A 19,679-nucleotide genomic window follows, 5' to 3' on the forward strand; every position below is an offset into this window, starting at 1 on the left:
GGTCGCATCTCGCGGCCGGGCTCTTCGGCGGGCACGCCCGTTCGTCAGGGGCACGCCGTTCCTCAGGGGCGTGTGGCCCGCTCCAGCTCCAGCAGGGCCGAGTAGTACGTGCGGCCCGTCCCGTGGTCCATGCCGATCTCGCACATCCGGTTCGCGGACAGATGCGCGTCGTACGCCCGCGAGGTCACCTCGGCCGCCTCGCGGGCCGTCGCCGACTCCGTCAGCTCGCGGTGCAGCATGCCGCGGTCGCCGGCGAAGGCACAGCAGCCCGCGTCGAGCGGCACGACCACCTCGTCGGCCACCGCCTCGGCCAGCGTGGTGAGCCGGTCCTCGTCGCCGAGGTGCCGCATCGAGCAGGTCGGGTGGACGACCGCCGAGCCGATGCGGCGGCGTACCTGGAGCCGGGGGAGGAGTTCGTCGGCTGCCCAGACCAGCGAGTCCACGATCTTCAGTTCCGCGTGCAACTCGCGGTTGTCCTCGGTGAGATACGGCACCACCTCGCGCGCGAGGCCGAGCGCGCAGGACGACGCGTCGACCACCAGCGGCAGCGTCCCGCCGGCCGTCCAGCCCCAGGCGGCCTCCACGATCCGGTTCGCCATCACCGCGTTGCCGCGCGCGTACCCCTTGGAGTGCCAGATCGTCGCGCAACACGTGCCCGCCACGTCGTCCGGGATCCACACCGGCCGGCCCGCCCGCGCCGACAGGCGCACCACGGCCTCCGGCAGCGAAGGCCCGTGCTGCCCCTCCGGCCCGTGCTGCCCCTCCGGCCCGCCGAAGATCCGGTTCACGCACGCCGGGTAGTACACGGCGAAGGCCGCGGGGCGGTGCGTGCGCGGCAGCCGCCGGGCCGCCGCGCCGGGGATCTCCGGCAGCCACTCCGGCACGAGGTCGGGCCGGACGGCCCTGCGGGCCAGGCCCGTCGCTGACTCCAGGAGCCGGTCGCCCACCGGCGCCGCGGCCGCCACCGCGAGCCGCGCGGCCGCCTCGACGCTCCGGAAATGCTTCGCGGCCAGTGCCGCGACGCGCTCCTCGCGCGGCGAGTGCCGTTCGTGCCGGAACTCCTTCATCAGAGCGCCCGTGTCGATGCCCACCGGGCAGGCCAGTGCGCAGGTCGAGTCGCCGGCGCAGGTGTCCACCGCGTCGTACCCGTACGCATGGAGCAGGCTCTCCGCCACCGGGGAGCCGTCCGCCTGCCGCATCATCTCGCGGCGCAGCACGATCCGTTGCCGCGGAGTGGTCGTCAGATCCCCGCTGGGGCAGGTGGGTTCGCAGAATCCGCACTCGATGCACGGGTCGGCGATCGCCTCCACCGCCGGGATGGTCTTCAGGCCCCGCAGGTGGGCCCGCGGGTTGCGGTCGAGCACGATCCGCGGGCCGAGCACCCCGTCCGGGTCGATGAGCTGTTTGGTCCGCCACATCAGTTCGGTGGCCCGCGGTCCCCATTCCAGTTCCAGGAACGGCGCGATGTTCCGCCCGGTGGCGTGCTCGGCCTTGAGCGACCCGTCGAAGCGCTCCACGGTCAGCCGGCAGAAGTCGTCCATGAACGCGGCGTACCGCTCGACGTCGGCCGGGTCGGCCGCGTCGAAGGCGAGCAGGAAGTGCAGGTTGCCGTGGGCCGCGTGGCCCGCCACGGCAGCGTCGAACCCGTGCCGCTCCTGGAGGGCCAGCAGCGCCTCGCAGGCCTCGGCCAACCGCTCCGGCGGCACGGCGAAGTCCTCGGTGATCAGCGTCGTACCGGACGGGCGCGAGCCGCCGACCGCCGTCACGAAGGCCTTGCGGGCCTTCCAGTACCCGGCGATCGTGCCGGGGTCGCGGGTGAAGGCGTTGTCGACGGAGGCGACCGGCGCGACGAGCCGCAGGCTCTCCATGACCTCCTTCGCCGCCTGCTCGTACGTCTCCTGGGCGGCCGTGTCCGGTGCGCGGAACTCGACCAGCAGCGCGGCCGTCTCCTTCGGCAGCTCCGCCCAGTCGGCGGGTACGCCGGGGACGCTGACCGAGGCCCGGAGCGTGTTGCCGTCCATCAGTTCCACGGCGAGGGCGCCGGCCTTGTTGAACCGGGGCACGGCGGCCGCCGCGGCCGGCAGCGAGGGGAAGAAGAGCAGCGCGGTGGAGACCTCGCGGTCCAGCGGCAGCGTGTCGAAGACGACCTCGGAGATGAAGCCGAAGGTGCCCTCCGAGCCGACCATGAGCCCGCGCAGGATCCGCACGGGAGTGTCGCCGTCCAGGAAGGCGTCCAGGCGGTAGCCGTTGGTGTTCTTGATGGTGTGCTTGGCGCGGATCCGGGCGGTGAGCTCGGCGTCGGCCTCGATCTCCGCCTTGAGCTCCATCAGCCCGGCGCACAACCGCGGCTCGGCGCGGGCCAGTTCGTCGTCGGCGGCCGGGTCTGCGGTGTCGACGACGGTGCCGCTCGGCAGCACGAAGGTGAGCGCGGCGAGCGTCCGGTACGAGTTCCGGGTCGTGCCGGCGGTCATGCCCGAGGCGTTGTTGGCGACGACCCCGCCGACCGTGCAGGCCATGGCGCTGGCCGGGTCCGGGCCGAGCACCCGGCCGTGCCGGGCGAGGGCCGCGTTGACACGGGCGACGATGGTGCCGGGCCGGACGCGGACCCGGGCGCCGTCTTCCAGGACCTGGACGCCCGCCCAGTGGCGGCGCACGTCGACCAGGATGTCCTCGCCCTGGGCCTGGCCGTTCAGGCTGGTGCCGGCGGCCCGGAACACCACCCCGCGGCCCTTGCCGTGCGCGTACGACAGCACGGCGGAGACGTCGTCGATGTCCTCGGCGACCACGACGACCTGCGGGACGAACCGGTAGGGGCTGGCGTCGGAGGCGTAGCGCACCAGGTCGGAGATCCGGGAGAGCACCTTGCCGGGGCCGAGCACCGCGGTCAGCTCGTCACGCAGCGGGCCGGGCGTGCCGCGGGCCTGGAGGTCGGGAACCCGGTCCGGCGCCGGTGTCCGGCCGCGGCCCGGGCGCAGGGCGTGCGGGTTCGGCTCCAGCAGCGGCATCGCGGGCTCCCCTCAGCAGCGGTGCTCCGGTGCCGGGTCGACCAGAGCGGACAGCAGACCGCCGAGCACGTCGCGCTGCTCCCCGGTCAATGGAGCCAGGATGTCCTCTGCGGCGGCGCGGCGCGCGCTGCGCAGCTCACCCAGCGTGGCGCGGCCCTCGTCGGTGAGCTCGATCCGGACCACCCGACGGTTCGTCGGGTCCGGCACCCTGCGGACCCGCCCGCCCGCCTCCAGGCCGTCGACCAGGCTGGTCACGGCCCGGGGCACGACCTCCAGGCGCGCGGCGAGATCGGCCATGCGGGGCGGGCTGTCGTAGTGCGCGACGGTGCGCAGCAGCCGGGACTGCGCGGGGGTGATGCCGACCGGCTCCAGGTGCTGCTTCTGGATGCGGTGCAGGCGTCGGGTGAGGCGCAGGAGCTGTTCGGCGAGGAGGCCGTCGGCGTCGGGGGCGCTCACGTCGGGGGTGTTCATGCGGGAACGATATCAGGACCTGGTTCATTGTGAGTATAGGTAACAATGAGCTATGCTCTGATCGTCTCGGACGTGTCCTGTCCGCAGAGTCTGTTCCCCGTGTCCTGTCCTCTCGCCCCTCGTAGGAGCCCATGCACCCCCACGACCAGTCCACCTGGACCCCTCCGCCCCGCGATCCCGCACAGCCGAAGGAGCCCGCCCAGATCCGGCGGATCCTGCGGCTCTTCCGTCCGTACCGCGGCCGGCTCGCGATCGTCGGCCTGCTGGTCGGCGCCTCGTCGCTGGTCACGGTCGCCTCGCCGTTCCTGCTCAAGGAGATCCTCGACACCGCGATCCCCCAGGGCCGCACCGGCCTGCTGAGCCTGCTCGCGCTCGGCATGATCGCCACCGCCGTCATGACCAGCGTGTTCGGCGTGCTCCAGACGCTGATCTCGACCACCGTCGGCCAGCGCGTCATGCACGACCTGCGCACCTCGGTCTACGCCCAGCTGCAGCGCATGCCGCTGGCCTTCTTCACCCGTACGCGCACCGGCGAGGTCCAGTCCCGCATCGCCAACGACATCGGCGGCATGCAGGCGACGGTCACCTCCACGGCCACCTCCCTCGTCTCCAACCTCACCGCCGTCGTCGCCACCGTCGCGGCCATGCTCGCCCTGGACTGGCGGCTCACCCTGGTCTCGCTGCTCCTGCTGCCGGTGTTCGTGTGGATCAGCCGCCGGGTCGGCCGCGAGCGCAAGAAGATCACCACCCAGCGGCAGAAGCAGATGGCCGCGATGGCCGCCACCGTCACCGAGTCGCTCTCCGTCAGCGGCATCCTGCTCGGCCGCACCATGGGCCGCGCCGACTCGCTCACCCGCTCCTTCGCCGAGGAGTCCGAGCGCCTCGTCGACCTCGAAGTGCGCTCCTCCATGGCGGGCCGCTGGCGGATGTCCACCATCGGCATCGTCATGGCCGCCATGCCGGCGCTGATCTACTGGGCCGCCGGCCTCGCCCTCCAGTCGGGTGGCCCGCCCATATCGATCGGCACCCTGGTCGCGTTCGTCTCCCTCCAGCAGGGCCTGTTCCGCCCCGCGGTGAGCCTGCTCTCCACCGGCGTGCAGATTCAGACCTCGCTCGCGCTCTTCCAGCGGATCTTCGAGTACCTCGACCTGCCGGTCGACATCACCGAGCCCGAGCGGCCCGTGCGCCTGGACAAGGTCCGCGGCGAAGTCGCCTTCGAGGACGTCGACTTCCACTACGAGGCGAAGAACGGCCCCACGCTCGACGGCGTCGACGTGACCGTCCCGGCCGGCGCGAGCCTGGCCGTCGTCGGTCCCACCGGCTCCGGCAAGTCCACGCTCAGCTACCTGGTGCCGCGGCTGTACGACGTGACCGGCGGCCGGGTCACCCTCGACGGCGTCGACGTCCGCTCGCTCGACTTCGACACGCTCGCCCGCGCCGTGGGCGTCGTCTCCCAGGAGACGTACCTCTTCCACGCCTCCGTCGCCGACAACCTGCGCTTCGCCAAGCCGGACGCCACCGACGAGGAGATCGAGGCCGCGGCCCGCGCCGCCCAGATCCACGACCACATCGCCTCGCTGCCGGACGGCTACGACACCCTCGTCGGCGAGCGCGGCTACCGCTTCTCGGGTGGCGAGAAGCAGCGGCTCGCCATCGCCCGCACCATCCTGCGCGACCCGCCCGTCCTCATCCTCGACGAGGCGACCAGCGCCCTGGACACCCGCACCGAGCACGCCGTCCAGCAGGCCATCGACGCGCTGTCCGCGGGGCGTACCACCATCACCATCGCATACCGGCTCTCCACCGTCCGGGACGCGGACCAGATCGTCGTCCTCGAAGCGGGCCGGATCGCCGAGCGCGGCACGCACGAGGAGCTGCTCGCCCGGGACGGCCGGTACGCGGCCCTGGTGCGCCGGGACGAACACGCGAACGTAGGAGCGGTTGTTCCCCGGTACGTGTGATCGTTTCCGATTTGGTTGCTCAACTCCCCTGTGACGACTGATGATTACGGTGCGCAAGCAACGGGCTGCAGACCGCGATCGCGCTGTCCCTGAAGAAGTATCTGTACGAGGAGTAGCACCACCATGGACCTCATCACCAACCTGCTCGCCGGCGTCTTCCACTTCCTGGGCTGGCTCGTCTGACCCTGACATGACCCTCGCGGGTCGAGCAGGAGAGCGGCGCCGCCGGACCCCCGTCCCAGGGGACCGGCGGCGCCGCCGTATTTCCGGAATGTATGAATTACATGGATCTGGGGGGATGCCGGGTTAGCGTGCCCCCATGACGCACGCGTTCCCGCGGCTCGAGCCCCCACGCCGGCGCCGGAGCCGACTGACCCGCCGCGGCCGACTGCTCCTTCTCGCGCTCGCGCTGCTCGCGACGGCGGTCGCCGTCGCGGTCCCCCTGCTGCTGAGGGCGCCGGTCGAGAAGCCGCCCGTCGCCGAGAAGAAACGCACCCTGCTGATCCCCGAGGGCTGGCGGGCCACCCAGGTGTACGCCGCTGTCGACCGCGCGCTCGCGCTGCCCGGCGGCACGACCCGGCGGGCCGCGACCGCCGCCGCCCCCGCGCTGCCGGCCGCCGCACGGGGCAACCCCGAGGGCTACCTGTTCCCGGCCACGTACCCGCTCGAGAAGGCGACGACCGCCGAGGGACTGCTGCGCTACATGGTCCGCACGGCCGGCGAGCGCTTCGGCGCCGACCGCATCGCCGCCGGCGCGCGACGGCAGGGGCTCAGCCTGCACCAGACGGTGATCGTCGCCAGCATCGTCCAGGCCGAGGCGGACACCCCCGCGGACATGGCGAAGGTCGCCCGGGTCGTGCACAACCGGCTCGCCCGGGGGATGGCGCTGCAGATGGACTCGACGCTGAACTACGCGATGAACCGTTCCACCGTGGACACCAGCGTCGAGGACACCCGGATCGACAGCCCGTACAACACCTATGAGCGCACCGGCCTGCCGCCGACCCCGATCGCCAACCCCGGGGAACAGGCGATGGCGGCGGCCATCGCCCCGGCGCCGGGCGACTGGCTCTACTTCGTCACCGTCCGGCCGGGGGACACCCGGTTCACCGCCGACTACACGGAGCAGCAGCGCAACGTGGCGGAGTTCAACGAGGTGCGCCGGAGCACGTCGGCGAGCTGACGGGCCCTGTGGCTCCGCCGCCTCAGACCCGCGCGGGCTCCGGTTTCCGGGCCAGCAGACGGCGGATGTCCGCCACGGCCGCGCGCCCGGCGCGGTTCGCGCCGATGGTCGAGGCGGACGGACCGTACCCGACGAGGTGGACGCGCTCGTCCCGTACCGCCCTGGTCCCCTCAACCCGGATGCCGCCGCCCGGCTCACGGAGCCTCAGTGGGGCGAGGTGGTCGATGGCGGCCCGGAAGCCGGTCGCCCACAGGATCACGTCCGCGTCGACCGACCGGCCGTCGTCCCAGGCCACCCCGGTCGGGGTGATCCGGTCGAACATCGGCTTCCGGTCCAGGATCCCGCGCTCCCGAGCGCCGCGGATCGCGTCGGTGAGCGGCAGTCCGGTGACGGAGACGACGCTCTGCGGCGGCAGCCCGCGCCGTACCCGCTCCTCCACCAGCGCGACCGCCGCACGCCCCTCGACCTCGCCGAACGGGCCCTCGCGGTAGACCGGCTCGCGCCGGGTCACCCAGGTCGTCGCGGCCGCGACCTCGGCGATCTCCATCAGGTGCTGGGTGCCGGACGCGCCGCCGCCGACCACGACCACCCGGCGGCCCGCGAACGCCTGGGGGCCGGGGTAGTCGGCGGTGTGCAGCTGCCGCCCCCGGAAGGTCTCCTGCCCCTGGTAGCGGGGCCAGAACGGCCGGTCCCAGGTACCTGTCGCGTTGATCAGCGAGCGCGTCGCGTAGCTGCCCTCGGAGGTCTCGACGAGCAGCCGCCCGCCCTCGCCCTCGCGGACCGCCGTCACGTCCACGGGCCGGTGGACGCGCAGATCGAAGGTCTCCTCGTAGTCGGCGAAGTACCCGCCGATCACCTCGGAGGAGGGGCGGGCGGGGTCGGCGCCGGTCAGCTCCTTGCCGGGCAGCGCGTGCATGCCGTGCACCTTGCCGTACGTGAGCGAGGGCCAGCGGAACTGCCAGGCGCCGCCGGGCCGCGGGGCGTGGTCGAGGACCACGAAGTCCCGGTCGGGTTCGAGTCCGGTCCGGCGCAGGTGGTACCCGGCGGAGAGTCCCGCCTGACCGGCACCGATGACCACCACGTCCACGTCGCGTACGCCGATTTCGTTCACGATTCCACCAACCGGGTGCGGGGTCGGTATCTTCCCGGCCCCGCGCCCGGCGTCCTGACGGTCCTACCGGCCGCCCGCCACCAGCAGCGGAGCGCCGCCCGGGGCCGAGGCCGGGCGGCCGTTCGCCGCCGGCACACCGAGCAGCGGCGAGGCCGGGATCGTAGGGAGCAGCCCGCGCGCCGCCAGCTCCGGGGTCACGCCCTCGCCGAACCAGTACGCCTCCTCCAGATGCGGGTACCCGGAGAGCACGAAGTGCTCCACGCCGAGGTCGTGGTACTCCTCGATCCGGTCCGCCACCTCGGCGTGGCTGCCGACCAGCGCGGTGCCCGCCCCGCCCCGGACGAGACCGACGCCCGCCCAGAGGTTCGGCGCGATCTCCAGCTTGTCCCGGTCCAGCGAGCCGCCGCCGTGCAGCGCCAGCATCCGCTGCTGGCCGACCGACTCGCTCCGGCCGAGGGCCTGCTGCGCCGCCGCCACGGTCTCCGCGTCGAGGTCGGACAGCAGCCGGTCCGCCGTCGCCCACGCCTCCTTGGCCGAGTCCCGCGAGATCGTGTGCAAGCGGATGCCGAACCGCACCGTACGGCCCTGCTCCTCCGCGAGCCCCCGGATCCAGTCGATCTTCTCCTTGACCTGCCACGGAGGCTCGCCCCACGTCAGGTACACGTCCGCGTGCCGGGCGGCGACCGGCCCGGCCGCCGCCGACGAACCGCCGAAGAAGATCTCCGGCAGCGGGTCCGGCGGCAGCGCGGTCAGCCCGCCCTCGATCCGGAAGTGCTCGCCCTCGAAGTCGAACGGCCGGCCGCTCCACGCGCCGCGGACCACGGACAGGAACTCGTCCGTCCGGGCGTACCGGCGGTCGTGGTCCAGGTGGTCGCCGAATCGCCTCTGCTCCGTCGAGTCGCCGCCCGTCACCACGTTGAGCAGCAGCCGGCCGCGGGTGATGCGCTGGTACGTTGCCGCCATCTGCGCGGCGAGCACCGGCGAGATCACCCCGGGCCGGAAGGCGACCAGGAACTTCAGCCGTTCGGTGTGCTGGGCGAGCGCGACGGTCGTCAGCCAGGCGTCCTCGCACCACGTGCCGGTGGGTGTCAGCACCGCCTCGAAGCCGAGGCGTTCGGCCGCCTTGGCGATCTGGGCCAGGTACTCGATGTCCGGCGCGCGGACCCCGGAGAGGGGACGGGACCGGGTGATGCCGCCGTCGGTGTAGGCGTGCCGGTCGACCAGGGTGCGGCCGTCGCCGCCCGTGGGCAGGAACCAGTGCAGATGGACGGTCATCAGGAGGAGGCCTTTCCGTAGCTGCGTCCCGGGGTGGTGGACGGAGGCAGGTTCTTGTTGAAACGGGTGTCGACGTAGTCGGCGAAGCGGAACTTCCGCGGGATGAGCTTCAGTTCCGCGAAGGTGTCGGCGATCCGCTGCTCGGACGCGATCGCGGCGTCGTCGACGGCGACCGGGATCCGGGTCCCGTTGGAGCGCTTCACCGAGGCGAGCGCGACCTCGTACGGCAGGCCCGTCTCCTTCGCCCAGACCTTCGCCCACTCCTCGGGGTGGCCGAACACCCAGTTCTGGGCGCGGCGCAGCCGCTCGATGTAGTCGGCGAGCGCGGCGGCCTTCTTCTTGTCGGCGAGCGCGGCCGGCCGGGCGACCTGGAAGCCGAGCCCGTTCACCACGCCCTGGCCGTCGGTCAGGACCCGGCCCTTCTTCCCCTCCAGAATCTGCGAGGTGTACGGATCCCAGACCGCCCACGCGTCGACCTTGCCCGCGTTGAAGGCGGCCAGTGCGTCGGCCGGCTGGAGCAGCGTGACCTGTACGTCCTTCAGCTCCAGCCCGGCCTTGCGGAGCGAGGCGATCAGCTGGAAGTGGGCGGAGCTGCCCTGGGCCACGGCGATCTTCTTGCCCTTGAGGTCCTCGGGCCGCTCGAGCGGGGAGTCGGTGGGGACGAGGATCGCCTCGCCGGCCGACGAGCCGTGCGTGGCGGCGACGACGGTGATCTTCGAGTCGGCTCCGGCGGCGAAGACGGGCGGGGTGTTGCCGACGAGGCCGGTGTCGACCGCGCCCGCGTTGATCGCTTCGAGGAGCGGTGGCCCGGAGGTGAAGGTCGACCATCTGATCGTGTAGTCGAGGTCGTCGAGCTCGCCCGCGGCACGCAGGACGGCCTCCGAACCGCCCTTCTGGTCACCGACGTTGAGCGTGAGCGCGCCCTTGCCGTCGGAGGACCCGCTGCCCGGGCCGCTGTCGGCGGCGGAGGTGGTGGAGCAGGCGGAGGCGAGGAGCGCGAGCGGCAGCAGGAGGGCGGGGAGCAGGGTGTGTCGTCTCATGGCGGTTCTTTCCTTGGTTCGGCAGGGGGCGTCAGGCGGCTGATCGGACGGGCTCGTCGACCCCGAGTTCGGCCAGCAGCCGGGAGCGGTGGGCGGCGAAGGCACGGTCGCCGGGGTCGCGGGGACGGTCGAGCGTGACGGGGGAGTCGTACGCGATGACGCCGTCCCGCATCACCAGCACCCGGTCGGCGAGCAGCAGGGCCTCGTCGACGTCGTGGGTGACGAGCAGCACCGCGCAGCCGCGCCGCTGCCACACCTCGTCGACGAGGCGTTGCGCCTTGATCCGGGTGAGGGCGTCGAGGGCACCGAACGGCTCGTCGAGCAGCAGCAGATCCGGCTCCCGCACCAGCGCCCTGGCCAGCGAGGCGCGCTGCGCCTCGCCGCCGGAGAGCGTCTTGGGCCAGGCGCCGGAACGGTGCCCGAGACCGACCTCCTCCAACGCCCGCTCGGCGACCTCGCGTTCGGGCCGCCCCGGCAGTCCGAGCAGGACGTTGCGCCACACCCGCTTCCACGGCATGAGCCGCGGTGCCTGGAAGGCGACGGCCCGCCGCTTCGGTACGAGTACGGTGCCGGAGATCTCCCGGTCGAGCCCGGCCAGGATGCGCAGCAGTGTGGACTTGCCGCAGCCGCTGTGTCCGAGCAGGGCGGTGAACTCGCCGTGCCGCAGTGTGAGATCGAGCCGGTCGATCACGGGCCGCCCGTCGAAGGAACGGGTCAGCCCGACGGTCTTCACTGCCCGGTGAAGGTCGGTCGCCATTGCAGCAGCAGCCTTTCGAGAGTGCGGACGACAGCGTCGGCGAGGAGGCCGAGGAAGGCGTAGACGACGAGGCAGACGACGATGACGTCGGTGCGGAAGAACTCCCGCGCCTGGTTCATCAGGAAGCCGATGCCGGCGTCGGCGTTGATGGACTCGCCGAAGACGAGGGCGAGCCACGCCGTGGCGAGCGAGTAGCGCAGCCCGGTCATGGCCCCGGGGAGTGCCCCGGGCAGCACCACGTGCCGGATCAGCCCCCATCGTCCGAGCCCCAACGACTGCCCTGCCTCGACGAGTTGGGCGTCGACGCCGCGGATCCCGGCGTACACGTTGAGGTACAGGTGGAAGGCGACCCCGAGCGCGATGAGGGCGACCTTCGGGGCCTCGCCGATCCCGAGCCAGATGATGAACAGCGGGATCAGACCGACCCAGGGCACGGTCCGCAGCATCTGCACGGTGGCGTCGACGAGGTCCTCGCCGAGCCGGGAGAGCCCCGACACGAGCGCGAGCGTGATTCCGACGAGACCACCCAACAGCAGCCCCACCGCGACGCGTTGGAGCGAGACGCCCATGGCGGCCGGCAGCGTCCCGTCGGCGACGAGCCCGCCGGCGGCGCGGGCGACGGTGCCGGGCGAGGCGAGCGTGTCGGCGGGAAGCACCCCGGTGGAGCTGAGCGCCTGCCACAGCACGAGGAGCGAGACAGGCCCGACGGTACGGCGCAGCCAGCGCGGGACGGTGCGGCGGCGGGAGGTGGAGGCGGCGGTGAGGGATTCGAGAGCAGGAGGGTCACCGGATATGACGGAAATATCCGGTGGAGCATGGCCGACGGTCATGAAGGCTCCAGGCGGGAGGCGCGCGGCGGCGACCGCGCGCCATCACGTCACGAGGACGGGCGCGCGGGACCGCGCAGCAGAAGAAAAGGGGGGAAGCGGAGAGGGCGTCAGCAGCCGCGAAGATACGCGGCGGAGGCCACCCGCAGCAGGTCGATGTGACCGCGCGTGGTGAGCAGGGCTGTACGCAACATGGCGCGACCGTAGCGACCGGTTCCGTGGCCGGTCAACGGTGTCTCGGTGTGTGGACGCGTGATCTCGCGCACCGGGCGGGACAATGCCCGCATGTCCACCACCTTCACCACCAGGGTCCTCGACCTCACCACCGGCGGCGCCGAGACCGTCACCGACCTCACCCGCGCCTGCGAGGGCTTCCTCGCCGAGACCGCCGCCGGCCGCGACGGCCTGCTCAACCTCTTCGTCCCCCACGCCACCGCCGGTCTGGCCCTCCTGGAGACGGGCGCCGGAAGCGACGACGACCTCCTCACCGCCCTCCACCACCTCCTCCCGGCCGACGACCGCTGGCAGCACCGCCACGGCACCCCCGGCCACGGCCGCGACCACGTCCTCCCCGCCCTGGTCCCCCCGCACGCGACCCTCCCCGTCCTCAACGGCCGCCTGACGCTGGGAACCTGGCAGTCCGTCTGCCTGGTCGACACGAACAAGGACAACCCGGAGCGCCAGGTGCGGTTGAGCTTCCTGGGCTGATCCCCGGGAGTCCAAGATCCTCCTTGGTGCGGCCGCCGAACCTCCTTACGCTCCGGCGAAACGGGAGAAAGATGCGCGGTACCACCGTGGACGAGGTCGAGCGGCGTACGGCGGCTGCGGAAAGCGCCAACTCCGGAGTACGCCGGCTGTCACGGGTCAAGGCGGCGACGACGTCGCCGGAGCGGCAGCGCGAAGATGTGCTGGCCGCCGCGGCGTCCGTGGCCGGCCACATCATCGACAGCAAGCCGTCGACGGGGAGGTCGCCCAGTTCCTCGCCGGCACCCCGCACCTGAAGAGCCGCTACCACAACGCGCCGCCCGGGGCCCGGGCCCTGATTCAGGTCGCGATGGACTACCGCCGCCTGGGCCACCCGCAGCTCCTGGGCCGGGAGCTGCTGGTCCGGGCGGCCGAGGGCTACTTCACCGATCGCGGACGAAGGAGAGCGCGACGTGCTGGTGTTGCCGGCCGGGCTCCGGGACGCCCTGGGGGCGACACCGCCGACGCGGAGGGCTCCTACCGCGAGGCCGTGGCGGGCGGCGCTCGGCACGCGGCCGTGCGCCTGGCGGTGCTGCTGGACCGCACCGGCGATCCGGCGGGCGCCGAGCACTGGGCGGCCGCGCGGGGCGGCACGGGCTCCGGAGAACGCCGCGCTGCTGAACCGGCGGGCGGCCGAGGCCGGGGAGATCCCTCGGCGCGGCCGCACGGCTCCGGCACGCCGCCAGGGACCACGGGCGGCGACCCGGCCGGCTCGCGAGGTGGTCGACGCGGGCCGCGGCGACGTCTTCCTCGAACTGGCGCGGCAGTGCGCCGCCAGCGGCGCGTACCCGTGGGAGCGGTGCGAGCCCTGGGGCATGGGGCCGGCCGGCCACCCGTCCGGCCCCTGGTCCGGCACCGTCACGGAGGCGGACTGACGGCACGTGCGGTCGCGTCCCGCAGGTGACGGAAACCGGCCGCGGTCCGCCGTGTTGCGCGTGACACAGGGTGACGGGACTTGTATGTTTGATTACGTTCCGTAACTCTACTGCACGGGGTGGACCGCGCTCAGGGGTAGGCCGTACGCCGCCGCCCCGCCGGCGGCACGCCCGCCAGGAGGTGCCGGTGATCGACCGTATCTGGCTTCAACCACCCCTCGCCATCGCCCGGTTGGGTTCCTCGCCGGTGCCGTGCGACAACTACCGCTACGGACCCAGCGACCTGACCCCGCGCGGTACGGGCAAGACCACCGTGGAGCCGGTGGAGAGCCTCGACCTCGCCGCCGACGGCACCCTGACCACGCGGATGCCGCAGAAGGTCCGGTTCAAGGACGCGGACGGCTGGCGGCCGGTGTGCCCGTTCTTCGAGGTGCACGGCAGCTGGACCACTGCCGACGGCGAGCAGCGCACGGGGGTCCTCACCGCCGACGTGCTCGCCGGCTTCGGGCTGGGCCTCGGCGACGTGCGCTGGCAGGTCTCCGTCGCCAACCTCAAGGCCCACCACATCACCCAGCAGCAGGACGACCGCGTCGAGGCCCGGGCCGAGGTCCGTGGCGACGACCACCAGCGGCACCCGCTCGCCGGGCACTCCCCGCAGGGCGCCGCCCAGCCGCTCGTCCCGGCCGGCAAGTCCCTCCCGCTCGGCTCGGTCCAGGTGCCCGCGCCGAACGCCGAACTCCCGGAGCTGCGGCTGCGGTTCACGCCGGGGAAGGGGTTCGTGTACGGGCCGACGGACCTCATCGGCCGCCCGGGCGACTACACGTTGCCGGACGAGCGGCTGTTCCTCAACGCGAACGCCCCCTGGAGCACGTTCCTGGTCTCCCAACTCAACAACGACCGGCGGACGTTCCCGCCCGGCCTGTTCGCCGGCGCCGAGCGGACCCTCCAGGCGAGCCAGGGCCTCGTCGACGACACGTGCGACGGCACCGTGACCGTGACACTGCCCGGCGGTCTCACCGCCACCGCCCGCATCGTGGCCAGCCCGCCCGACTTCGCACCGGACCGCAGGCCGTTCGTCTCCCTCGCCGACGGGCTGGCCGACCGGGTCAAGCGCGCCGAGGTCCGCGAGGCCGCCTACGTCGCCGAACAGCAGCAGACCTCGCTGGAGGTTCGCGACCTCTTCGAGCGGATCCTGGAGACGATGGGCAACATGAACGTGGACGTGCAGAACCAGCGCGTCCTCGACGACGGCAACGGCGATTTCGCCTGGCCCGTCCCCGAACGCCTGACCGGCGTCCTGCTCGCGCTGACCGACCACGGCCGTCGGCGCCACCGCCGGTACGCGGCCCAGGAGGTGCTCGAGGACGTGCTCCGCGAGCAGCCGGACCTCATCGAGAGGCGGATCCGGCCGCCCGCCGAGGACATCGACCCCAGCTACACCGACGGCCGGATGCCCATCGGGATGCGCGGGGCCGACGCCGGTCCGCTGCACCTGACGCGCCGGCAGTACGACCTGCTGACCGCATGGGCCCAGAGTCTGCGCGAGAACACGGAGCCCGGCACGTGACCGTACTGCTGCAGATCGGTCGGCGCCCGCCCGGCCCGCCGGTCCCGCCGCCGGCCGCGCCGCCGGGACCGCCCGGTCCGGGCGCGTACGTCCGGGTCTTCCGCAGCGCGCACGGCGCCCACCTGTTCGTCGCGGACGGCAGCCGCGTTTACGACCTGCCCGAGCCGCTCGCGGCCCGCGTGGAGCACTGGGCCGCGGCTCCGGAGGGCTCGCTCGCGGAACTGGCGCGTGAGCTGGACCTGCCGCTGTGGGACGAGCCGCGGATCGACGGCACCCCCGTCGATCCGCCCCCGCTGTCCTCGATCTCCCTCAACGTGATGCAGGCCTGCAACCTCAGCTGCGGCCACTGTTACGCCGACGAGGGCCGGTTCGGGGGAGCGGCCCGCGCCATGCCACGAGCGACCGCGTACGCGGCGGTGGACCGGCTGCTGGCCGAGGCGGCACCCGGCGCGGACGTGGTCGTCGGCTTCATGGGCGGCGAGCCGCTGCTGGCCAGGCACCTGGTGCACGACGTGGTCGGGTACGCCGTCCGGGCCGGAGCCACCACCGGCCACCGGGTCCGCTTCGCCCTGACCACCAACCTGACGACCGTACGGCCCGAGGACGCGACGCTGTTCGCCGAGCACCCGTTCACAGTCACCGTCAGCCTGGACGGGGACCGGGCTGGCCACGACGCCCTGCGCAGGGCGCCCGGCGGGGCCAGCGCGTACGACCGGCTGCGTGCCGGACTCGACACCCTCGCCCGGCACGGCCGCCCGCGCCACCTCTCGGCGCGCGTGAGCGTCACCCCGTACACCGGCCGCCTCCTGGACATCCTGGAGCACGGCATCGCGCTGGGCTTCGACGAGGTCGGATTCGGGGCCGTGGTGAGCGCGCCCGACCCTGCGTACGAGATCGACACCGAGGCCTTCGCGGGTTTCCTCGAGCAGATGACCGCCTGCGGCGAGCGGGCCCTCGCCGAGCTGTCCGCCGGACGCGACTACCCCTTCGGCAACTTCCAGACCGCCATGGAGCAGCTGCACCGGGGGGCCCACCGCCCCTACCCCTGCGGAGCGGGCGCCGGCTACCTCAGCGCCTCCGCCGAAGGAGGTCTCTACGCCTGCCACCGGCTGGTGGACGACCCGGCCTTCGCCATGGGGTCCCTCGCCGCAGGCCCCGACACCGCAACCCGCCGCCGGCACCTGGCCGACCGCCACGTGGACCGGCAGGAGCCCTGCCGGTCCTGCTGGGCCCGCTACCTGTGCGGCGGCGGCTGCTACCACGAGGTCAGCCGACGGGGCCGGCCCGGCTGCGACTACATCCGCGGCTGGCTGTCCTTCTGCCTACGGGCCTATGCCGAACTCGGTCAGGCCGCACCCGAGTTCTTCGAGCAGCGGTCATCGGCGGCCCCGCTCACGAGCAGTGCCAGCACCGTCTGAAGGACCCGAAGGAGCCCGTCCCATGCCCGATCTGCCGACCCCCACCGGGAAGATCTTCCCGCGCAACCTGACTGCCCGGGCCGACCACGTCGTACGCGGCAACCCCTCCAACACCCGCCCGGAGAGCGGGGTCGACAACTGCTTCCCGGGCCTGGAGTTCGACCAGCGCAACCTGGACAAGGCCTTCTTCCCCGGGCTGCTGGTCGACTTCCACCGAGGCAGCGGTTCCCGGGCCCTGGCAGTCTCGGGAGGCGTGGCCGCCGCCCAGGGGCTCACCACCGCGGACGTGACTGCGAACCCCGTCTTCATCGGGGCGCTCTGCGGGCGGACCACAGTGGACCAGACCGAGGAGCAGGCCGAGCTCGTCGACTGCGCACAACGCGCGGGCTGGGACGTCATGCGGATGGTCCACGACCTGCTGCCGGGCCGGATCGCCATCCTGCTACAGGTGCGGAATCCGGGGGTCCCCGTGCCCGGTGCGGCGTTCGTCGGCAACCTGAACGCCCGGCGCATGGCGAATCAGAGTCTCGTCCAGCGGGCCGCCGACGGCCGGTTCCAGTTCGCCGTGCTGGTCGCCGACCGCGCCCGCTACCTGGACGAGAACGGGGTGATCGACCCGGAGGTGTACCAGCCGGGAGACCTCACCCGAAGCCTGTGCGCCCCCTGGCAGTACGACTTCCGCGACTGCGGCTGCTACTACTGGGCCGCCTCGAAGCCCGACGTCACCAGCAGCGCGGACGGGACCGTCCCGCAGATGAACTTCCTGCGGGCGAACCGCGCGCCCACGGCCGACATCGACACCGATGCGCTCGACCTGGGGCAACCGCGGACCCGCCTGGAGTTCGACTACGTACGAATGATCAACGAGTGGAGCGTGCTGCCCCCGGTCCTCAACGACCGTGAGGACGACGCCCTCGGCAACCCCGCCGCTGCCGCCGTCCCGGAGCTCAGCCGCGAGAAGGTGATCGCCGAGCTCAAACGGCTGGCCACCGTCGAGCACGCGTTGTGCGTGGAGTACCTCTTCGCGCACTACTCGCTCGCCGCGCCCCTGGCACGGCCGACGGACCCGGAATCGCTCACCGCGAAGATCCACGCGGCAGCCAACGAGGTCTTCGCCGTAGCCGTCGACGAGATGCGGCACCTGCGCTGGGTGAACGAGGCCCTCGGTACCCTCGGTGAAGCCCCCGTCGTGGGCCGGGCGGCCGTGATCGAACGCGACGGGCCGCACCCCTTCGCCCTGCGCCCGCTCACCCCCGGCCAACTCCAGTGGTTCATTGACGTGGAGGCCCCCAGCCAGAACGCCGGCACCGGGGTCGACGGGATGTACGTGCAGCTGCACGAGACCATCCGCCGCCGCCCCGACCTCTTCCCGGAGAACCAGCGGCTGGCCCACCTCATCAAGCTCATCATCGACGAGGGCGGCGACCACTTCCGCCGCTTCACCGCTGTCAAGAACCACCTCGCCGGGCTGCAGCCGGAGCAGTACCTGCGGCCACTGGGACCGGGCACCGGCAGCGAGCTCGTGAAGCAGCTGCTCAAGCTCAGCGACCAGTACTACGCCGTCCTGCTCGGCGCCCTGCGCGCCACCTTCACCCTCGGGGACAAGACCGGCGGCGTGCTCATCGAGGGGTCGCGGAAGGTGATGACCAACCTGCACGAGGTCAACCACGCCCTCGCCGCCCGCGGGGTCGCACCGCCCTTCACTCTGCCCGTCGCCTTCGCGGCCCCGGCCGCGGGGGCGCCGCCGTTGCCCGTGGCCCTCGCCGACGGACGGGCCACCCGGGCCGCGGCCGTGGCGGCCATCGAGGCCCTGCGCGGCATCCGCAGCCTTGGCGACCAGACCATCCGCAGGATGGCGGTCAGCCAGCAGCGGGAGACCGAAGCCCTGCTGGCCGTGCTGGACCTCCAGGGATGAGCGGTGCCGGTCCGGCGGCCGCCGCGCCGCCCGGCCCTGTCGAGATCGTCGAGATCGGCGGGGCCGGACTGGCGGAGCTGACCTGCGCCCGGCTGCTGGCCGGGCGCGGGCACCGGGTCCGGCTGCCGCCGCCCGGGCCGGGCACCGCGGGGTCGGGCGCCGCGGGGGCGCGGCCGCTGCTGCTCGCCGGACCTGCACTGGAACTGCTGGACTCGCTGTGGGGTCCAGGACTCCTGGACGGGACCTGGGAGGTGACACACCGCCAGGTGCGCTGGGGCGACGGGCCGCCGGCCCGGTTCGCACAGGCCGGCCGGGTGGTGGACGGGGCCGAGGTGGCCGTCCGCATGCGGGAGCGGCTGGCGGAGCACAGCAGGGACGAGGGGTCCGCGGATCCCCCGGAGGGACCGCCCGGCTGGGTGTTGACCGCCCGTGCGGACCGGCTGCCGCGCCGCTCGACGAACCGCGCGGCGTCGCTTGGGGAACCCTTCCTGGTGTCCGAACGGGCCGCCGGGCGGCGGCGGTTGCTGGCCGGAACGGCCCCGCTGCGCCCCGGTGCCGACGAGCGCACCGCCGTCCTCGGCACCGCCGAAGCGGGCTGGGCGCAGCTCACCCCGCTGGGGCGCGGCGCCGCCCTCGTACAGGCCATGGTGCCCGGTCCGGCCGGGGACCCCGTCGCCGTGCTCGCCCGGCTGGCCGCCGAGACTGGTCTCGGGGCGCTCCTGCGCCACCCGCCCCGTTCCGCCGCCGCCGTCCCGGCCGCCCCGCTGCTGCACCCGGCCCCCGCGACGGCACCGGCCGGGGACGCCCCGGGCCGGCTGCTGGTGGGGGCCGGAGCCATTCGCTACGACCCCCTCAGCGGCACCGGAACCGCGCAGGCCCTGCGTACGGGCATCCTCGCCGCCGCCGTCATCGACGCGGCCGTGCGGGGGACCGCGGCGCCCCGTGCGCTGTGCGCCCACTACGCCGCCCGGCTGCGCGCGGCCTACGTCGAACACCAGCGCAACTGCGCCCGGTTGTACGGGAGCGCCTTCGCCGGACCCGCCTGGTCCGACGAACTCGACGGCGCCCGGAACGCCGTCGCGGTCGGCTGACTCCCTCGACCGCCTACGGGTCGCACGAGGGGCGCCAGGTCAGGTGCGGCAGGAGGTCCCGCCACTGCTGTTCGGGGATGCTGAGGGGGTACGCCTAGCACAGGGCCCCATAGATGCGGTCGGTGGCCAGGCCGAGGACGAAGTTGCGGGAGGGCTGCCGCCGACCGCCAACGACGACGAGGTAGGGCCGGTCGTCCGGGAAGGCCTTCACCTTCTGCATGTCGTGCAGGGCCATCCGGCTCGGGGTCCGCCATGCCCCGTCCGGTCCGACGTCCCAGATCCGGTGCACCTCGTCGCCGGAGAAGCCGTACGGGTTCTCCGGCGAACCGGGTCACCGCTCGTCGGCCGTCCCGGGTCAGCTCGATGTCCGTGACGGTGCCGTCGAAGCGCAGGCTGCGCTTGCGGACCGGCTTGCGGGGGTCGCGTACGTCGGTGAAGT

18 protein-coding genes are annotated in these 19,679 nt (G+C 73.1%); 9 read left to right on the forward strand and 9 right to left on the reverse strand.

All coding sequences use genetic code 11. The features are described from left to right. Window positions 1–62 precede the first annotated feature (62 nt). Both R2D22_RS31890 and R2D22_RS31895 read right to left on the reverse strand, forming a co-directional pair. Entirely contained in the window at window positions 63–3,005 is a 2,943-nt protein-coding gene (locus tag R2D22_RS31890) for an FAD-binding and (Fe-S)-binding domain-containing protein (RefSeq protein WP_318108451.1), read from the reverse strand. Between the two features lie 12 nt (window positions 3,006–3,017). Next, window positions 3,018–3,476 (reverse strand): MarR family winged helix-turn-helix transcriptional regulator, encoded by a 459-nt coding sequence (locus R2D22_RS31895; protein WP_411977099.1) that lies wholly within the window; start codon window positions 3,474–3,476, stop codon window positions 3,018–3,020. A 131-nt stretch (window positions 3,477–3,607) separates the two neighbouring features. On the opposite strand from R2D22_RS31895, the gene R2D22_RS31900 reads away from it, so the two are divergent. Together R2D22_RS31900 and mltG are read left to right on the forward strand one after the other, a co-directional pair. Beyond that, a complete protein-coding gene (locus R2D22_RS31900) occupies window positions 3,608–5,437 on the forward strand; it encodes an ABC transporter ATP-binding protein (protein ID WP_318108453.1) in 1,830 nt (609 codons plus the stop codon). A 319-nt stretch (window positions 5,438–5,756) separates the two neighbouring features. Beyond that, window positions 5,757–6,620: an endolytic transglycosylase MltG gene (gene mltG / locus R2D22_RS31905; RefSeq protein ID WP_318108455.1), complete on the forward strand. Its 864-nt coding sequence runs from the start codon at window positions 5,757–5,759 to the stop codon at window positions 6,618–6,620. Between the two features lie 22 nt (window positions 6,621–6,642). Here the strand turns inward: mltG and R2D22_RS31910 are convergent, their stop codons facing one another. The 6 genes from R2D22_RS31910 to R2D22_RS31935 form a co-directional block, all read right to left on the reverse strand. Continuing rightward, window positions 6,643–7,731, reverse strand: a complete 1,089-nt coding sequence (locus R2D22_RS31910; protein WP_318108457.1) for an NAD(P)-binding domain-containing protein — start codon at window positions 7,729–7,731, stop codon at window positions 6,643–6,645. A 63-nt stretch (window positions 7,732–7,794) separates the two neighbouring features. Then, window positions 7,795–9,006 (reverse strand): LLM class flavin-dependent oxidoreductase, encoded by a 1,212-nt coding sequence (locus R2D22_RS31915; RefSeq protein WP_318108458.1) that lies wholly within the window; start codon window positions 9,004–9,006, stop codon window positions 7,795–7,797. Continuing rightward, window positions 9,006–10,046, reverse strand: a complete 1,041-nt coding sequence (locus tag R2D22_RS31920; protein ID WP_318108459.1) for an ABC transporter substrate-binding protein — start codon at window positions 10,044–10,046, stop codon at window positions 9,006–9,008. Before R2D22_RS31920 ends, R2D22_RS31915 begins: the two co-directional genes overlap by 1 nt. A gap of 31 nt (window positions 10,047–10,077) precedes the next feature. Continuing rightward, on the reverse strand, window positions 10,078–10,803 hold the full coding sequence (locus R2D22_RS31925; protein WP_318108461.1) for an ABC transporter ATP-binding protein: 726 nt from the start codon (window positions 10,801–10,803) through the stop codon (window positions 10,078–10,080). After that, on the reverse strand, window positions 10,776–11,633 hold the full coding sequence (locus R2D22_RS31930) for an ABC transporter permease (RefSeq protein ID WP_318108462.1): 858 nt from the start codon (window positions 11,631–11,633) through the stop codon (window positions 10,776–10,778). The genes R2D22_RS31925 and R2D22_RS31930 overlap by 28 nt, the downstream gene beginning before the upstream one ends. A gap of 107 nt (window positions 11,634–11,740) precedes the next feature. After that, on the reverse strand, window positions 11,741–11,932 hold the full coding sequence (locus R2D22_RS31935; RefSeq protein WP_318108464.1) for a hypothetical protein: 192 nt from the start codon (window positions 11,930–11,932) through the stop codon (window positions 11,741–11,743). Here R2D22_RS31935 and R2D22_RS31940 point away from each other — a divergent pair. The 7 genes from R2D22_RS31940 (at window position 11,916) to R2D22_RS31970 (ending at window position 19,240) form a co-directional block, all read left to right on the forward strand. Further along, the gene (locus R2D22_RS31940; protein WP_318108465.1) at window positions 11,916–12,338 is read left to right on the forward strand and encodes a secondary thiamine-phosphate synthase enzyme YjbQ; all 423 of its coding nucleotides are present in this window, start codon (window positions 11,916–11,918) and stop codon (window positions 12,336–12,338) included. The genes R2D22_RS31935 and R2D22_RS31940 overlap by 17 nt on opposite strands. Before the next feature lie 71 nt (window positions 12,339–12,409). Beyond that, window positions 12,410–12,631 (forward strand): integrase, encoded by a 222-nt coding sequence (locus tag R2D22_RS31945; protein WP_318108467.1) that lies wholly within the window; start codon window positions 12,410–12,412, stop codon window positions 12,629–12,631. 156 nt (window positions 12,632–12,787) lie between these two features. Then, complete coding sequence (locus R2D22_RS31950) at window positions 12,788–13,249, forward strand: hypothetical protein (RefSeq protein WP_318108469.1); 462 nt, start codon at window positions 12,788–12,790, stop codon at window positions 13,247–13,249. Between the two features lie 187 nt (window positions 13,250–13,436). Next, complete coding sequence (locus R2D22_RS31955; protein ID WP_318108470.1) at window positions 13,437–14,816, forward strand: hypothetical protein; 1,380 nt, start codon at window positions 13,437–13,439, stop codon at window positions 14,814–14,816. Continuing rightward, window positions 14,813–16,234, forward strand: coding sequence for a radical SAM/SPASM domain-containing protein (locus R2D22_RS31960; protein ID WP_318108472.1), 1,422 nt, complete (start codon window positions 14,813–14,815; stop codon window positions 16,232–16,234). Before R2D22_RS31955 ends, R2D22_RS31960 begins: the two co-directional genes overlap by 4 nt. A gap of 22 nt (window positions 16,235–16,256) precedes the next feature. Then, window positions 16,257–18,149, forward strand: a complete 1,893-nt coding sequence (locus R2D22_RS31965; RefSeq protein ID WP_318108473.1) for a ferritin-like domain-containing protein — start codon at window positions 16,257–16,259, stop codon at window positions 18,147–18,149. Further along, window positions 18,146–19,240 (forward strand): NAD(P)/FAD-dependent oxidoreductase, encoded by a 1,095-nt coding sequence (locus R2D22_RS31970; RefSeq protein WP_318108474.1) that lies wholly within the window; start codon window positions 18,146–18,148, stop codon window positions 19,238–19,240. The genes R2D22_RS31965 and R2D22_RS31970 overlap by 4 nt, the downstream gene beginning before the upstream one ends. Window positions 19,241–19,334: 94 nt before the next feature. Here R2D22_RS31970 and R2D22_RS31975 read toward each other — a convergent pair whose 3' ends face one another. After that, window positions 19,335–19,475 carry a hypothetical protein gene (locus tag R2D22_RS31975; protein ID WP_318108475.1) on the reverse strand — a complete coding sequence of 47 codons (141 nt, stop codon included), beginning with the start codon at window positions 19,473–19,475 and terminating at the stop codon, window positions 19,335–19,337. Between the last annotated feature and the right edge of the window lie 204 nt (window positions 19,476–19,679).

Origin of the sequence: Streptomyces sp. HUAS YS2, from assembly GCF_033343995.1 — a bacterium.
Taxonomy (GTDB): domain Bacteria; phylum Actinomycetota; class Actinomycetes; order Streptomycetales; family Streptomycetaceae; genus Streptomyces; species Streptomyces solicathayae.

Coding starts and splice junctions, on each gene's coding strand:
- R2D22_RS31890 (WP_318108451.1), bottom strand. CDS start 3,005: ATGCCGCTGCTGGAGCCGAACCCGCACGCCCTGCGCCCGGGCCGCGGC.
- R2D22_RS31895 (WP_411977099.1), bottom strand. CDS start 3,476: ATGAACACCCCCGACGTGAGCGCCCCCGACGCCGACGGCCTCCTCGCC.
- R2D22_RS31900 (WP_318108453.1), top strand. CDS start 3,608: ATGCACCCCCACGACCAGTCCACCTGGACCCCTCCGCCCCGCGATCCC.
- mltG (WP_318108455.1), top strand. CDS start 5,757: ATGACGCACGCGTTCCCGCGGCTCGAGCCCCCACGCCGGCGCCGGAGC.
- R2D22_RS31915 (WP_318108458.1), bottom strand. CDS start 9,006: ATGACCGTCCATCTGCACTGGTTCCTGCCCACGGGCGGCGACGGCCGC.
- R2D22_RS31920 (WP_318108459.1), bottom strand. CDS start 10,046: ATGAGACGACACACCCTGCTCCCCGCCCTCCTGCTGCCGCTCGCGCTC.
- R2D22_RS31925 (WP_318108461.1), bottom strand. CDS start 10,803: ATGGCGACCGACCTTCACCGGGCAGTGAAGACCGTCGGGCTGACCCGT.
- R2D22_RS31930 (WP_318108462.1), bottom strand. CDS start 11,633: ATGACCGTCGGCCATGCTCCACCGGATATTTCCGTCATATCCGGTGAC.
- R2D22_RS31940 (WP_318108465.1), top strand. CDS start 11,916: ATGTCCACCACCTTCACCACCAGGGTCCTCGACCTCACCACCGGCGGC.
- R2D22_RS31945 (WP_318108467.1), top strand. CDS start 12,410: ATGCGCGGTACCACCGTGGACGAGGTCGAGCGGCGTACGGCGGCTGCG.
- R2D22_RS31965 (WP_318108473.1), top strand. CDS start 16,257: ATGCCCGATCTGCCGACCCCCACCGGGAAGATCTTCCCGCGCAACCTG.
- R2D22_RS31970 (WP_318108474.1), top strand. CDS start 18,146: ATGAGCGGTGCCGGTCCGGCGGCCGCCGCGCCGCCCGGCCCTGTCGAG.
- R2D22_RS31975 (WP_318108475.1), bottom strand. CDS start 19,475: ATGGCCCTGCACGACATGCAGAAGGTGAAGGCCTTCCCGGACGACCGG.